This window comes from Streptomyces capitiformicae (assembly GCF_002214185.1).
GTDB lineage: Bacteria > Actinomycetota > Actinomycetes > Streptomycetales > Streptomycetaceae > Streptomyces > Streptomyces capitiformicae.
Genome location: NZ_CP022161.1, coordinates 4,367,544 through 4,381,089, shown reverse-complemented (window position 1 = coordinate 4,381,089; position 13,546 = coordinate 4,367,544). Strand labels below are relative to the sequence as shown.

Annotated in this window: 14 protein-coding genes; 5 read left to right on the top strand and 9 right to left on the bottom strand. The window is 69.9% G+C overall.

The features are described 5' to 3' along the window. Nucleotides 1-58: 58 nt before the first annotated feature. A complete protein-coding gene (locus tag CES90_RS19460; RefSeq protein WP_189783912.1) occupies nucleotides 59-1,654 on the top strand; it encodes a Na+/H+ antiporter in 1,596 nt (531 codons plus the stop codon). An 11-nt stretch (nucleotides 1,655-1,665) separates the two neighbouring features. Here the strand turns inward: CES90_RS19460 and CES90_RS19455 are convergent, their stop codons facing one another. Continuing rightward, nucleotides 1,666-2,598, bottom strand: a complete 933-nt coding sequence (locus CES90_RS19455) for a 1-aminocyclopropane-1-carboxylate deaminase/D-cysteine desulfhydrase (protein ID WP_189783913.1) — start codon at nucleotides 2,596-2,598, stop codon at nucleotides 1,666-1,668. A gap of 72 nt (nucleotides 2,599-2,670) precedes the next feature. After that, nucleotides 2,671-3,261, bottom strand: coding sequence for an N-acetylmuramoyl-L-alanine amidase (locus CES90_RS19450; protein ID WP_189783914.1), 591 nt, complete (start codon nucleotides 3,259-3,261; stop codon nucleotides 2,671-2,673). Nucleotides 3,262-3,543: 282 nt separating this feature from the next. Between CES90_RS19450 and CES90_RS19445 the strand changes: the two genes are divergently transcribed. The 4 genes from CES90_RS19445 (at nucleotide 3,544) to CES90_RS19430 (ending at nucleotide 6,900) form a co-directional block, all read left to right on the top strand. Next, a complete protein-coding gene (locus CES90_RS19445) occupies nucleotides 3,544-4,950 on the top strand; it encodes a family 2B encapsulin nanocompartment shell protein (RefSeq protein WP_189783915.1) in 1,407 nt (468 codons plus the stop codon). An 11-nt stretch (nucleotides 4,951-4,961) separates the two neighbouring features. After that, nucleotides 4,962-6,035 (top strand): family 2 encapsulin nanocompartment cargo protein polyprenyl transferase, encoded by a 1,074-nt coding sequence (locus tag CES90_RS19440; RefSeq protein ID WP_189783916.1) that lies wholly within the window; start codon nucleotides 4,962-4,964, stop codon nucleotides 6,033-6,035. 160 nt (nucleotides 6,036-6,195) lie between these two features. Next, nucleotides 6,196-6,474 (top strand): hypothetical protein, encoded by a 279-nt coding sequence (locus CES90_RS19435; protein WP_189783917.1) that lies wholly within the window; start codon nucleotides 6,196-6,198, stop codon nucleotides 6,472-6,474. 12 nt (nucleotides 6,475-6,486) lie between these two features. Next, complete coding sequence (locus CES90_RS19430; RefSeq protein WP_189783918.1) at nucleotides 6,487-6,900, top strand: YciI family protein; 414 nt, start codon at nucleotides 6,487-6,489, stop codon at nucleotides 6,898-6,900. Between the two features lie 176 nt (nucleotides 6,901-7,076). On the opposite strand, the gene CES90_RS19425 is transcribed toward CES90_RS19430, so the two are convergent. From CES90_RS19425 to CES90_RS19395, 7 genes are all read right to left on the bottom strand, one after another. Then, nucleotides 7,077-7,865 (bottom strand): VOC family protein, encoded by a 789-nt coding sequence (locus CES90_RS19425; protein WP_229913918.1) that lies wholly within the window; start codon nucleotides 7,863-7,865, stop codon nucleotides 7,077-7,079. Further along, nucleotides 7,858-8,316 carry a VOC family protein gene (locus tag CES90_RS19420; RefSeq protein ID WP_189783919.1) on the bottom strand — a complete coding sequence of 153 codons (459 nt, stop codon included), beginning with the start codon at nucleotides 8,314-8,316 and terminating at the stop codon, nucleotides 7,858-7,860. The genes CES90_RS19425 and CES90_RS19420 overlap by 8 nt, the downstream gene beginning before the upstream one ends. 53 nt (nucleotides 8,317-8,369) lie before the next feature. Continuing rightward, entirely contained in the window at nucleotides 8,370-8,801 is a 432-nt protein-coding gene (locus CES90_RS19415; protein ID WP_189783920.1) for a helix-turn-helix transcriptional regulator, read from the bottom strand. 54 nt (nucleotides 8,802-8,855) lie between these two features. Then, a complete protein-coding gene (locus CES90_RS19410; RefSeq protein WP_208921429.1) occupies nucleotides 8,856-9,710 on the bottom strand; it encodes a carbohydrate ABC transporter permease in 855 nt (284 codons plus the stop codon). A gap of 2 nt (nucleotides 9,711-9,712) precedes the next feature. After that, entirely contained in the window at nucleotides 9,713-10,711 is a 999-nt protein-coding gene (locus tag CES90_RS19405; protein ID WP_189783921.1) for a carbohydrate ABC transporter permease, read from the bottom strand. A gap of 347 nt (nucleotides 10,712-11,058) precedes the next feature. Next, nucleotides 11,059-12,414, bottom strand: a complete 1,356-nt coding sequence (locus CES90_RS19400; protein WP_189783922.1) for an ABC transporter substrate-binding protein — start codon at nucleotides 12,412-12,414, stop codon at nucleotides 11,059-11,061. A gap of 85 nt (nucleotides 12,415-12,499) precedes the next feature. Beyond that, nucleotides 12,500-13,519, bottom strand: coding sequence for a LacI family DNA-binding transcriptional regulator (locus tag CES90_RS19395; protein ID WP_189783923.1), 1,020 nt, complete (start codon nucleotides 13,517-13,519; stop codon nucleotides 12,500-12,502). Between the last annotated feature and the right edge of the window lie 27 nt (nucleotides 13,520-13,546).

The following is a 13,546-nucleotide window of genomic DNA, read 5'->3' as shown; positions in this document are numbered from 1 at the left end:
TGGCCAGGTTACGACGGTCGCGCGGAAGCACACGCGGAATTGAGGGGGGCGGGAAGCGATGCACTTTTTGCCCGTGCTGTTGCTGGTCGCGGGGAGCGCGACGATCGCCGGCGTCGCCCGGCGTACGCCGGTGCCCGCCCCGCTGCTGCTGGTCGCGGTGGGCCTGGTGGTGTCGTACCTGCCCGGAGTGCCGCACTACGAGCTCGACCCCGAGATCGTCCTGCCGTTGATCCTTCCGCCGCTGCTGTACACGGCGGCCACCGACAGCTCGTACCTCGATCTGCGGGCCCAACTGCGGCCCGTGGCGCTGCTGTCGGTCGGCTACGTGCTCTTCGCGACACTGGCCGTCGGCTGGGCCGCGTACCTGATCGTGCCGGGGCTGCCGCTGACCGCCGCGCTGGTGCTGGGCGCGGTGGTGGCGCCGCCGGACGCCGTGGCGGCGACGGCGGTCGCACGGCGGGTGGGGCTGCCGTCGCGGATCACCACGATCCTGCAGGGCGAGTCCCTGGTGAACGACGCGACCGCGATCACCGCGTACCGGGTGGCCCTGGCCGCCACGATCGGCGAGGGCGCGAGCTGGGCCGGCGGGATCATCGAGTTCCTGGTGGCGGCGGTCGGCGGCGTCGCGGTCGGGCTGCTGCTGATGATGCCGATCCACTGGCTGCGCACGCACCTGACGGAAGCGCTCCTGCAGAACACGCTCTCCCTGCTGATCCCCTTCGTCGCCTATGGGCTCGCCGAGTGGGTCCACGCCTCCGGAGTGCTCGCCGTGGTCGTCGTCGGCCTGTACCTCGGCCACCGCAACTGGCAGGTCGACTTCGCGACCCGGCTCCAGGAGGAGGCCGTCTGGAAGATGGTCGCCTTCCTGCTGGAATCCGCGGTCTTCGCGCTCATCGGACTCCAGCTGCCGGTCGTCCTGGAAGGGCTGGGCGAGTACGAGGGGGCGCGTGCCACCTGGTACGCCGTGGCCCTCTTCGTCGTGGTCGTCGCGTCCCGGTTCGTGTGGGTGTATCCGGCGACCTTCCTGCCACGGATGCTGTCCGCCCGGATCCGGGAGCGCGAGGACAACCCCACCTGGAAGGGGCCGTTCATCATCGGCTGGGCCGGGATGCGCGGGGTCGTCTCGCTGGCCATCGCGTTCTCGATCCCGCTCACGGTGCACGGCGGGGAGGAGTTCCCCGGCCGGAACCTGATTCTCTTCCTGACCTTCACGACGGTCATCGGCACCCTGGTCATCCAGGGGCTGACCCTGCCGCCGCTGATCCGGCTGCTGAAGCTGCCGGGGCACGACGCCCAGGCCGAGACCCTCGCCGAGGCCAATGCCCAGGCCCAGGCGTCAAGGGTCGCCGAGGCGCGCCTCGACGAACTGTTGACGGACGAGCGCAACACGCTGCCGCCGCCCCTGGCCGACCGGCTGCGCGCGGTCCTGGAGCGGCGCCGCAACGCCGTGTGGGAGCGGCTGGGCTCGGTGAACCCGGTCACCGGGGAGACCGACGACGACATCTACAGGCGACTCGCCCGGGAGATGATCGGCGCCGAGCGGGAGGTGTTCGTCAAGCTGCGGGACGGGCGCCACATCGACGACGAGATGCTGCGGACGCTGCTGCGCAGACTGGACCTGGAGGAGGCGGCGGCCTACCGGGAGACCTCTTAGGGCCTCCTGCCCTACTCGGAGAAGGGGCTTCCCGTGATCACCGCGGCGAGCGTCGTCCCGCGCGGGAAGGTGCCTTCGGAGGCCAGGGTGACAAGTCCGTAGAGCAACTTGGCGACATAGAGACGTTCCACGGGGAGGCCGTGCCGGGTCTCGAAGTCGGTTGCGAAGGCGTCCAGTTCGGGGGCGGTGCGGGCATAGCCGCCGAAGTGGAAGCGGTCGTCGAGGGACCAGACGCCACGGCGGCCACCGAAGGCCTGCCGCTGGAGTTGTCGTATCTCCTCTTCGAGGAAGCCGCCCTTGAGGACGGGGATGCCGAGGGCGCGCTGGTCGGGGGCCAGCCCGGCGGCCAGGCCGGCGAGGGTGCCGCCGGTGCCGCAGGCGATGGCCACGACGTCCGCCCGGTCGCCCAGTTCCGTGCCGAGGTCCTGACAGCCACGTACGGCCAGGGAGTTGCTGCCGCCCTCGGGGACGACGTACGCGTTGGCGGCGTCGGCGGCGCGGAGGACGGCGGCCAGCGTGTCCGGGTCGGTCTTGCGACGATATATCGATCTGTCGACGAAGTGCAGGCGCATCCCGTCCGCCGTGCAGCGGGACAGGGAGGGGTTCAGGGGGCGGTCGGCGAGCTCCTGGCCGCGGACCACGCCGATGGTGGGCAGGCCCAGGAGGCGGCCCGCGGCGGCGGTGGCGCGCAGGTGGTTCGAGTAGGCGCCGCCGAAGGTGAGGAGGGGACGTCCGGCCGCCGCGCGCAGATTGGGGGCGAGCTTGCGCCACTTGTTGCCGATCAGCTCGGGATGGATCAGGTCGTCGCGCTTGAGGAGCAGCCGGACGCCGTGCCGGGCGAAGCGGTCGTCCACGACCTCCTGGAGAGGGGACGGCAGCCGGGGGTTCAGGGCGGCGGTGGGATCCGGGGTGGAGGGGTCGGGGGCGGAGGGTTGGCCGGTCACGTGCCCATTGTCGGACACATGACCGGTAGGCGTCGGGTTCGCCAGGGGTGGGGCCCCTGGCCGCGACGAGCCCTACTTCAGGCGGGCACGGATGCGGTTTCTCATGGAGGCCATGGTGAAGCCGCGGGGGTCGATCTTTCCGGGCTGCCATTCGAGGTGGCCGATGACGGAGCGTTCCGTCCAGCCGTGGTGGCGGCAGACGGCGGCGGAGACCCGCTCGATGGCGTCGAGCTGGGGTTCGGGCCAGGGGTCCTTGCCGTCGCCCAGGTTCTCGCATTCGAAACCGTAGAAGTGGCGGTTGCCGTCGGTGTTGGCCTCGTTGTCCGGCGGGAGGGCCTTCTCGGCGATGACGGCCCGCAGGACCTCGTCGTCACCGCGACCGGCGTGGTTGGCTCTGCCGTAACCGACGAGGTGGACGCGGCCGTCCTTGGTGATCACGCCGTGACACAAGGGGCCGGGCAGGCCCGAGTAACCGTCGCGGCAGATGCGGACGGTGCGCTCGCTGCCGGAGGTGACCGTGTGGTGGATCATCACGCCGTGCACGGGACCCCACGGCCCCTTGTGGTTGCGGTTGTGATGTTCCCAGTCGCCGACCTCGACGACCCTGACGCCCTCGTTCCTGAGGAGGGTGAGGAACCTGCCCGCGGACATGGGTGGGGCCATGACCGACTCCTTCGTGCGCTGCGACGGCCGCTGGTCACGGCCGCCTCGTACGCAGGCTTGTACTCCCGGCGGCGAACGGAAGCCAGTTGCGCGTGCGACGCGCGAGTCGATTTGGTCAGATTTGGCGAGGAGCGTGTCGGTCGACAAAGACGGCGGATATGCCCAGTCTTCTAAGATCCATTCCCGCTCTTTCGAGTAATAGCACCGACACGCTCCGTGATGGCAGGCTGATCGCGAGATCGGTGACCGCGATATCAGTGCACACCCGGAGGGGAAATCCGTATGTCGGTAGGCGAAGAGGTCCGTCAGCAGCAGGAAAAGCCGCAGCAGAGTCTCGGCACCGCCGCTGCCCGGAACCTGGCCACCACCACCAAGTCCGCGCCCCAGATGCAGGAGATCAGCTCGCGCTGGCTGCTGCGCACGCTGCCATGGGTGAATGTGCAGGGTGGCACGTACCGGGTGAACCGGCGGCTCACCTACGCGGTCGGCGACGGCCGGATCACCTTTGTGAAGACCGGGGACCAGGTCGCCGTCATCCCCGCGGAGCTGGGCGAACTGCCGGCCCTGCGGACCTACGAGGACATCGACGTGCTGGGCGAGCTGGCCCAGCGGTGCGAGCAGCGGGATTTCGCACCGGGGGATGTGCTGGCCGAGTTCGGCAGCCAGGCGGAGGAGGTGTTCCTGCTCGCACACGGCAAGGTCGAGAAGATCGGCACCGGCCCCTATGGAGACGACGCCGTACTCGGGGTACTGGCCGACGGGGCCTACTTCGGTGACCAGGCGCTGCTCGACGCCGACGCGATCTGGGAGTACACGGCCCGCGCGGTCACCGCGTGCACGGTGCTCGTCCTGCCGCGTCAGGCCGTCGAACAGGTCGCGGAGCGCGCCGAGACCCTGAGCGGGCACCTTCAGGAGCAGCGTTCGATCCCGTCGCAGCGCACCAACAAGTACGGCGAGAAGGAGATCGACCTCGCCGCAGGCCACAGCGGTGAGCCGGACATCCCGCACACCTTCGTCGACTACGAGGCCTCGCCCCGCGAGTACGAACTGAGCGTCGCCCAGACCGTACTGCGCATCCACACACGCGTGGCCGACCTCTACAACCAGCCGATGAACCAGACCGAGCAGCAGGTCCGGCTCACCGTCGAGGCGCTCAAGGAACGCCAGGAGCACGAGCTCATCAACAACCGGGAGTTCGGCCTCCTCCACAACTGCGAGTACGACCAGCGGCTCCAGCCGCACGACGGTGTGCCCAGCCCGGACGACCTGGACGAACTGCTCAGCCGCCGCCGGGGCACCAGGCTGCTGCTCGCCCACCCGCGCGCGATCGCCGCGTTCGGCCGTGAGCTCAACAAGCGCGGACTCGTCCCCGAGACCATCGACATCGCCGGAAACCGCATCCCGACCTGGCGCGGTGTCCCGATCTACCCGTGCAACAAGATCCCGGTGACCGAGGCCAGGACCACCTCGATCATCGCCATGCGTACCGGCGAGGAGGACCAGGGCGTCATCGGTCTGCGGGCCGCGAACCTCCCGGACGAGATCGAGCCGAGCCTGTCCGTGCGCTTCATGGGCATCAACGAGCAGGCGATCATCAAGTACCTCGTGACGGCCTACTACTCGGCCGCGGTCCTCGTCCCCGACGCGCTCGGCGTTCTGGAGAACGTCGAGATCGGCCGCTGGCGGTGACCCTGCCCGAGATGAGGCAGAGCCCGTTCGAAACCCTGGAAAGGCGGGGCCACATCACGATCCCTCCAGACGGGCAGGAGGCGGTGGGGATCCTGGAGCAGGCGCGGCTGTCCGTCGACCCCGAACTGCGCCGTGCGGTCGAGTCGTTGCCCGGCTCGATGCGCCGGGTCGCGCGCTACCACTTCGGCTGGGAGCACGCGGACGGCACCCCGGCGACGGGCAACCCGGGCAAGGCGATACGTCCCGCGCTGGTACTGGCCGCCGTCGAGGCGCTCGGCGGGCGCGAGCCCGCCGCCGTACGGGCCGCCGCCGCGGTGGAGCTGGTGCACAACTTCACACTGCTCCACGACGACGTGATGGACCGGGACACGACGCGCAGGCACCGGGCCACCGCGTGGACCGTGTTCGGTGTGCCGGACGCGATCCTCGCCGGGGACGCGCTGCAGGCCCTCGCCCAGCGGTTGCTCGCCGAGGATCCACACCCGGCGGCGGCCGCGGCCTCCGCGCGGCTCGCGGGCTGTGTCGTCGAACTGTGCGCGGGCCAGCACACGGACACGGAGATGGAGGGCCGCCGTCCCGACGAGGTCACGCTCGACGAGGTGCTCTCCATGGCCGAGGCGAAGACCGGCGCCTTGCTCGGCTGTGCCTGTGCGCTGGGCGCGTTGTACGCGGGAGCGGGGGAGGAGGACGTCGAAGCGCTCGACGCGTTCGGCCGGGAGACGGGGCTCGCCTTCCAGCTGATCGACGACGTGATCGGCATCTGGGGCGATCCGAGCCGTACCGGTAAGCCGGCCGGAGCGGATCTCAGGGTCCGGAAGAAGTCGCTGCCCGTGGTCGCCGCGCTCGCCTCGGGTACTCCGGAGGCCGACGAGCTCGCCGAGTTGTACCGGGCTCCGTACCAGGAGGGCGAGTTGGAGCGTACGGCGCTGGTGGTCGAGCGGGCCGGTGGGCGTGACTGGGCGCAGGTGCAGGCGGCCGATCGGATGGCTCGCGCGATGCACGAACTGTCCCGTGCGGTACCGGATCCGGAGGCCGCGGGTGGGTTGCTCGCGTTGGCCGAATTCGTGACGCGGCGGAGCACCTGACGCGGGAGCCGGGCAGGTGTTTTCCTTCGGTCGGGGCGGATCCCGCGCATCCCCACGGTGCGCGGGGCCCGTCGTGACCGTCCAGGGCCGCGCCGTTCGGGATGCGGACAGTGGCGTACGGCGGGGAGCGCGCGGCCTCCGTCGGCCATACCCTGAGGGCATGGGCACCGACGATTATGTCTGCCCGGTCTGCGGACAGCCTGTGGCCACGGTCGTGCGTCGGCACAAGACGCTGGGCGCGTTCGTACCCGTATGGGGTCCGGGTCCGTGCAGGAACCCGAAGTGTGAGGCGTACGTCGAGGACGCCGTGGACGCCGTCGCGGAGAAGCCCTGGGCCGTGGCCCGGCGGACGCACGGCACGCACGCGGCGAAGACCGAGAGGAAGGCCGTGGAGCAGGTCGAGCAGACGGCCGAGGGGGAGACAGAGGAGCGGGGCTGAAGGAGCTGGCTCATGAAGTACCTGGTGATGGTTCTTGGTACGCAGGCCGACTACGAGGGCATGCGGGGTAAGGCGTCCCAGTACTCGCCGGCCTGGAGCCCGGTTGAGCTGCAGGCCATGTACGACCACATGGGTGCGATCAATGACGACCTTGCCAAGACCGGCGAGCTGATCGACGGGCAGGGGTTGGCCGAGCCGGCTCGGACGCGGTTGGTTTCGGTTGACGAGCGTGGCGAGCCCGTGATCGCCGATGGGCCGTACCGGGAGAGCGAGGAGCTGATGGCCGGGTACTGGCTGCTGGACTGCGCGAGCCTGGACCGTGTCACCGAGATCGCGGCGCGGGTCGCGCGGTGTCCCGGGCCCGAGGGGCTCAAGCAGTATCCGGTGGTGATCCGGCCGGTTCTGGACGGTGTAGAGGGCGTCTGAGCGGGTTTTTGCTCGCCCCCGCTGCCCCTACACCCGTCCCATCCCTCCCAGGGGCGCTGCCCCTTCGACCCCGCACCGACACGGGGCTCCGCCCCGGACCCCGCCAGGGGCGCTGCGCCCCCTGGACCCCCGCAAGGTTTGCATGCGCCGCGGCCCCTGGACCCCGCACCGGGTCTTCAGCCGGCCGGCGGCAATCCTCCCGTCTCCGGGTCGCGGCCCGTGAGGCAGTACGTGCCGCCCGCTGGGTCGCGCATCACCGTCCAGTGGGGGTGGCGGGCCACGCAGGTGGCGCCGAGGTGTTCGTGGCGGGTGCGGGTGGTTTCGATGGTGGTGCAGGCGAGGTCGAGGTGGGCGGTGGCGGGGCGGGGGGTGTCCAGGCGTTGGAGGAGGAGGCGGAGGGGGAGACCCGGTGGGGGTTTCAGGACGTGGAACTCGGGGCGGGAGCCGGGATGGGAATCCCAGCCGGTCAGGGCGGTCCAGAAGGCGACTTCGGTGTCGTACGCGTCGGAGGGTGTGTCCAGGCACAGCTGGTCCAGGCGGCTGCCCTCGACCACGGGTGGGCGTACCGACTCCCCGTGCCAGGGGACCGCGCAGAAGAGCTGGCCGGCGGGGGAGCGAAGCACAGCCCAGCCGGGGTGGGCGGTGACGATCTCGGCGCCGAGGGACGTCGCGGACGCGATCAGGGCCGGGACGTCGGAGACGGAGAAGTCCAGGTGGGCGCCGCCCGGTCCCGAGTCGACCGCCTGGGCCTTCACCGAGGCGTCGGCGTCCGCTTCTTCGGGCAGGAGGGTCACGTACTCCGACCGTTCGCCCCGGGGCTCGGAGAGCTTCGTGCCGGTGACGGCCGTCCAGAAGTCGCAGGCCCGGTCGAAGTCCGCCGCCGGACGGTCGATGAAGGCGTACGCCCAGCGGATCGGCTCGCGGATCGGCTCGCGGATCGGCTCGCGCGGGGGCGTCTCAGCCACGGGTGCCGCTCCCGCGATCCAGGAAGCGCAGCATGTTGCCCGCCGGGTCGCGGAACGCGCAGTCGCGGACGCCGTACGGCTGGTCCATGGGCTCCTGGATGACGTCCGCGCCGGCCTCGCGGACGCGGGCGAAGAGGGCGTCGCAGTCCGCGGTCGTGAAGATGACTCCGCGCAGGACGCCCTTGGTGAGCAGCTCGGCCACGGCCTCCCGGTCGGCGGGAGAGAAGTCGGGGTTCGCGGCCGGTGGCTCCAGGACGATCTCCACGTCCGGCTGGAGCGGGGAACCCACGGTCACCCAGCGCATGTCCTCGTAACTCACATCGTTGCGGACCTCCAGGCCCAGGGTGTCGCGGTAGAAGGCGAGCGCCTTGTCATGGTCGTCGACGGCGATGAAGCACTGGGCGAGCTTCACGTCCGTCGGGGCCGGGGTGGGGCGCTGTTCGATGGCCATGGCTGCACGTCCGTTCTCGGGATCCGCCCGCTCTGGGGATCGACGAGGTCACGCTAGAACGGCCCCTGCCCCTCTGTCGTGCCCATTCGGGGCCGGTGCCGTGTCGGGCGGGTCAGCGTTCTCGTCACGCACGCCGGTATCGCCGCGCTCTGCTCGTGCGAACGCGCCCGGTACGCGCTCGGTGTCTCGCCGACCAGCTCCGTGAACCGGGAGCTGAACGACCCCAGTGACGTACACCCCACGGCCATGCACACCTCCGTCACGGTGAGGTCCCCGCGGCGGAGCAGCGCCTTGGCCCGCTCTATGCGGCGGGTCATCAGATAGCCGTACGGTGTCTCGCCGTAGGCCGCGCGGAAACTGCGCTGGAAGTGGCCGGGGGACATCAGCGCGGTGCGCGCGAGGGCGGCCACGTCCAGCGGTTCGGTGTACTCGCGGTCCATGCGGTCCTTCGCCTGCCGCAGCCGCACGAGATCGTCCCGGTTCATGCCCACAGCATCGCACCGGCCACTGACAATCGGCCCCCGATCGGTTCCCGGTGCTCAGCCCTTGACCGCCGAGCTGGCCACCCCCTGGACGAACCAACGCTGGAAGAAGGCGAAGACGACCAGCACGGGCAGCACCAGGAGCACGCCGAAGGCGAGGATCTGGCCCCAGTCCGGGGGCAGTTGGGCCTGGAAGACGCTCATCTCCAGCGGCAGCGGGCGTACCGCCGGATCGGAGACCATCAGTACCGGCCACAGGAACGAGCCCCACTGGATCAGGAACGTCAGGATCGCCACGGAGGCGAAGGCCGGCTTCGACATCGGGACGATGATGGCGAAGAAGGTGCGCCAGGGGCCCGCGCCGTCGATGCGGGCGGCTTCCTCGATACTCGGCGGGATCGTACGGAAGAACGTGTGGAACTGGTAGACCGAGAAGGCGTTGGCGATGAACGGAAGCGCCAGGATGGGGAGCGTGTTGCGCTGGTCGTTGAACATGTAGAAGAGCGGCACGGCCACCGACTCGAACGGGATCAGCATCAGCAGCAGGATGAGGGTGAAGACGGCGTTCTGCCCGCGCCACTTCAGCCGTGAAAGCCCGTACGCAGCCATCGAGTTGACGAAGAGACCGCCCGTCACGACCACGAACGCCAGCAGCAGCGAGATGCCCATGAAGCGCCAGAAGTAGCCGGTGCTCTCGGAGTTGAGGCTGTCGAGGACGGCTGTGTAGTTGTCGAACGACAGGTTGGTGGGCAGGAAGCCGGACAGACCGTCGAGGACTTCGTCGGACGGCTTGAGGCTGCCGATCAGCAGGTAGATGGCAGGCAGTGCGAAGACGAACGCCAGGACGGACAGGACGGCGTAGTCGAGGAAGCGGCGCAGGGGCGTGCGGGTGAGGCCCGTGTTCATGCTCATGGTCAGTCCTCGTTGTCGGGCCGGACGACGCGGCGCTGGATGAGGGTCAGGACGACGACGATCAGGAAGAAGACGACAGTGATCGCGGACGCCTGGCCGATGTTGTTCTGGTCGAAGGCGGTGGTGACCGCCTGGTACATCACGGTGCGGGCCGCGTCCTCGTGGAGCCCGCCACCTTTGACGAGGACGTAGACCTGGTCGAAGACGCGGAAGGAGAGCACTGAGGTGAGCATGGCGACGAACACGAGGGTGCCGCGTATGCCGGGCAGGGTGACATGGCGGAACTGCTGCCAGCGGGAGGCGCGGTCGAGCTCGGCGGCCTCGTAGAGCTCACCGGGGATCTGCTGGAGCCCGGCGAGCAGGATGACCATCTGGAAGCCGACGCCCTGCCAGATGGAGAGGATGATGATCGAGGCCATCGCGGTGAGGGAGTCGCCGAGCCAGTCGAAGGCGCCCCAGTTGCCGAAACTCACCGCGTCCAGCGCGGAGTTGAGCATGCCCTGATCGCTGCGGGCGAGGATGAGCCGCCAGATCACGGCGACCAGCGCCATCGGGAAGACGACCGGCATGAAGAACAGGGACCGGAACAGGCCGATCGCCTTGAGCTTGCGGTTGAGCAGAATCGCCAGGCCGAGCGCCAGACCGGTCTGCACGGGTACGACGACCGCGGCGAAGGTCAGGTTGTTGAGCAGGGACCTGAGGAACGGGCCGGACAGATCGGGGTCGGTGAACAGCCGCCGGTAGTGCTCGATCCCGAACCAGGTCGGTTCCAGCGGAGAGCCGAGGCGCACGTTGTAGAAGGAGAGGACGACGGCGTAGCCGAACGGGATACCGACGAAGGCGATGAGTCCGACGACGGCGGGCGTGGACATGAGCAGTCCGTGCAACCAGTCGCGGTTCTTGCGCACAGAGCGCGCCGGGCGCGCGGGTTCGACGGAGGTCACGGGTGGAGCCTGCTCCCGGGCATGGGGCGCGGCGTGCGCGGGTTCGACGGATTTCACCTTGTTCCTTCCAGCGTCTCGATACGATGGCTCGGTCGTTCCGTGAGCCTTTGAAGGCACGAACCGGCCTGGCCGGGGAGACGGTTGTACGTGGTGCTGACCGGATCGATGTCGCCAGGACTTCCTGGCGTGGGGCCTTGTCACCGGTCCCGCACCGCATGGCGGTCCGACCGTCATGCGGTGGATGCGACCTGTGACCGTCCTGTCGTAGGGGGCAGTCGGGAGCGCGACGAGGTGTGGATGGCTGAGCGCACAAGCTCGGTCGGTTCACGGCCGAGAAGGTGACGGTGGGTCCTGTTCCCGGTGGGGCGGGCGCGGTGTGTGCGGCCCGCCCCGGCCGATGGGTCCTACGGGATCTCGTAGCCGGCGTTGTCGGAGAAGTCCTGGTCGATGGAGCGGGCGGCCTTCGTCAGGGCGTCCTTGGGGTCGGCGCCGCCGTAGACGGAGTTCAGGGCCTCGGCGAACTTGGCGGTGACCGTGGGGTATCCGGCGGTCAGCGGGCGGGTCACGGCGACGCAGGACTTGGCGATGTCGGTGTCGCCGCAGGGCTTGGCGAGCTGGTCGGAGAACAGCTGGAGCGGGCCACCCTGCTTGTAGAGGTCGCTCGCGGCGAGCGCGGACTTGGTGGCGGGCGGGGCGCCGTTGGCCGTCGTCATCGCGGCGACGTTCTCGTCGTTCAGGAGACTGTCCAGGAACGTGCCGGCGGCCTTGGCGTTCTTGGAGCCGGCGCCGATGCCCCAGGCCCAGGAGCCCTGGCCGGTCTTGGGGCCGTTGCCGAAGTCGGGCAGCGGCAGGACGACGAGGTCGTCACCGAGGGCCTCGCTGTAGGCGGGGTACATCCAGTGGCCGACCCAGCTGAGCGGGACGCGGCTCTTGGCGAAGGCGTTGCCGTCGGTGTTGGGGTCGACATCGGACTTCCAGGACTGGAAGGTCTTCAGGGCCGACACGGTTTCCGGCGAGTCGAGTGAGCCTTCCGCCTTGCCGTCCTTGAGGAGCGAACCGCCGGCCGACCAGACGATGGGGGAGAAGCCGTAGGTGCCCCACTCGGTGGTGAGCCCGTTGTTCTCCTGGATGTCGAGGACCTTGCCGTCGGAGTCCTTGGCCTTCAGTGCCTTGAGCGCGGCGGTGAACTCGTCCGCCGTCCAGGCGTCGTCCACGCTCGTCGGGTACTTCACGCCGGCCGCGTCCAGCAGCTTCTTGTTGCCGTAGATACCCAGGCCCGAGTCGTACTGGCCCAGGCCGTAGTGCTTGCCGTCGATCTCGCCCTGCGCCTTGTTGGCGCCGGTGGCGTTGTCCAGGGTCTTGGCGGAGACGTAGTCGTCGATCGGGGCGAGCTTCTGGTTGTAGACGAAGTTCGCCATGGTCGGGCCGTCGAACTCCATCACGTCCGGAAGCTCCGAGGCGTCGGTCGTCGTGACGGTCTTGGTGTAGTCGTTGCCGGGGATCAGCTTCAGTTCGACCTTGATGTCGCTCTGCGAGGAGTTGAAGGACTTCACCGCGTTCTGTATCGCGGTGTCCTCGCTCTTCTGGCCCTGGTGGGCCCAGACGCTGATGGTTCCCTTGCCGCTGCCGGCCTCGGCGGAGGTGTCGGAGCCGCCGCCCCCGCCGCAGGCGGCCAGCGCCGCCAGGGGGAGGACGAGGGACAGCCCCGTACGGGCCGTACGGCGGAACCTTCTGCTGGTCGGGCTGCTCGTCGAGCTCATGGTGTGTGCCTCCGTGCTGGGCGAGGGTGCGAGGTGCGGTGGTGCGTTCGGGAGTGGTGAGTTCCGGCGTGGGGTGGGCAGTGGGTCACTGCGGGCCGCGCGGGCGCGGTGGGGCCGTGGTGTCGCGCAGGACGAGACGGATGGGCATCTCCACCCGGCCGGCCGGGGCCGAGTCCGGCTCGTCGAGCTGCCGCAGCAGCAGCCGGGCGGCCTCCGCGCCCTGGCCGGCGACCGGCTGGGCGACGGTGGTCAACCCGACCACGTCGGCGAGTTCGTGGTCGTCGAAGCCGACGACGGACACGTCCTCCGGTACCCGGAGCCGATGCCGTCCGATCGCGCGCAACGCGCCCATCGCCATCTCGTCGGACTGCGCGAACACGGCGGTCGGTGGCCGGGAGACGGCCAGCAACTCGGTCATCGCCCGCTCGCCACCGTCGACGGTGTAGTCGCCGTCCGCCACCAGGGCCGGGTCGTGCTCGATCCCGGCCTCGGCGAGCACGTGCAGGTAGGCGGCGCGACGGTCGATGGGCGTGGTCCAGTGCAGCGGGCCGCTCGCCCCGGCGATCATGCCGATCCGGCGGTGGCCGAGGTTCACCAGATGCCGTACGGCGCTCTCGGCCCCCGCCCGGTCGTCGATGCCGACCACCGTGAAGCCGGGCCGCGCGCCCCCGACCGTGGAGGCCAGCGGCACCCCGAGCGAGCGCAGCGCGGCGGACTCCTCCTCGTCCGGGATGAGCAGGGAGAGCACCGCGTCGACCCGCTTGCGGACCGGCATCTTGGAGAAGAATCGCTTGCGCGCCTCGGACGAACCGAGGTTGTACAGCAGCACGTCGTACCCGGCGGCGCTGAACACCTGCTCGGCGGCGTCCAGCACGGTGCCGAAGAACCACCGGCCGATGTACGGGGCGACGACCCCGATCGTGTACGTACGCCCGCTCGCCAGGCTGGACGCCGAACGGGACGCCGTATAGCCGAGTTCGGCGGCGACGGCGGCGATCTGGGTGCGCACCTCGTCCGAGACGCCCGGCCGGCCGCGCAGTGCGCGGGACACGGTGGACGCCGAGACTCCGGCGGCGCGGGCGACATCGGTGATGCTGACCGTCACGGCGCATTTCTCCCGTCGGTTTCACGT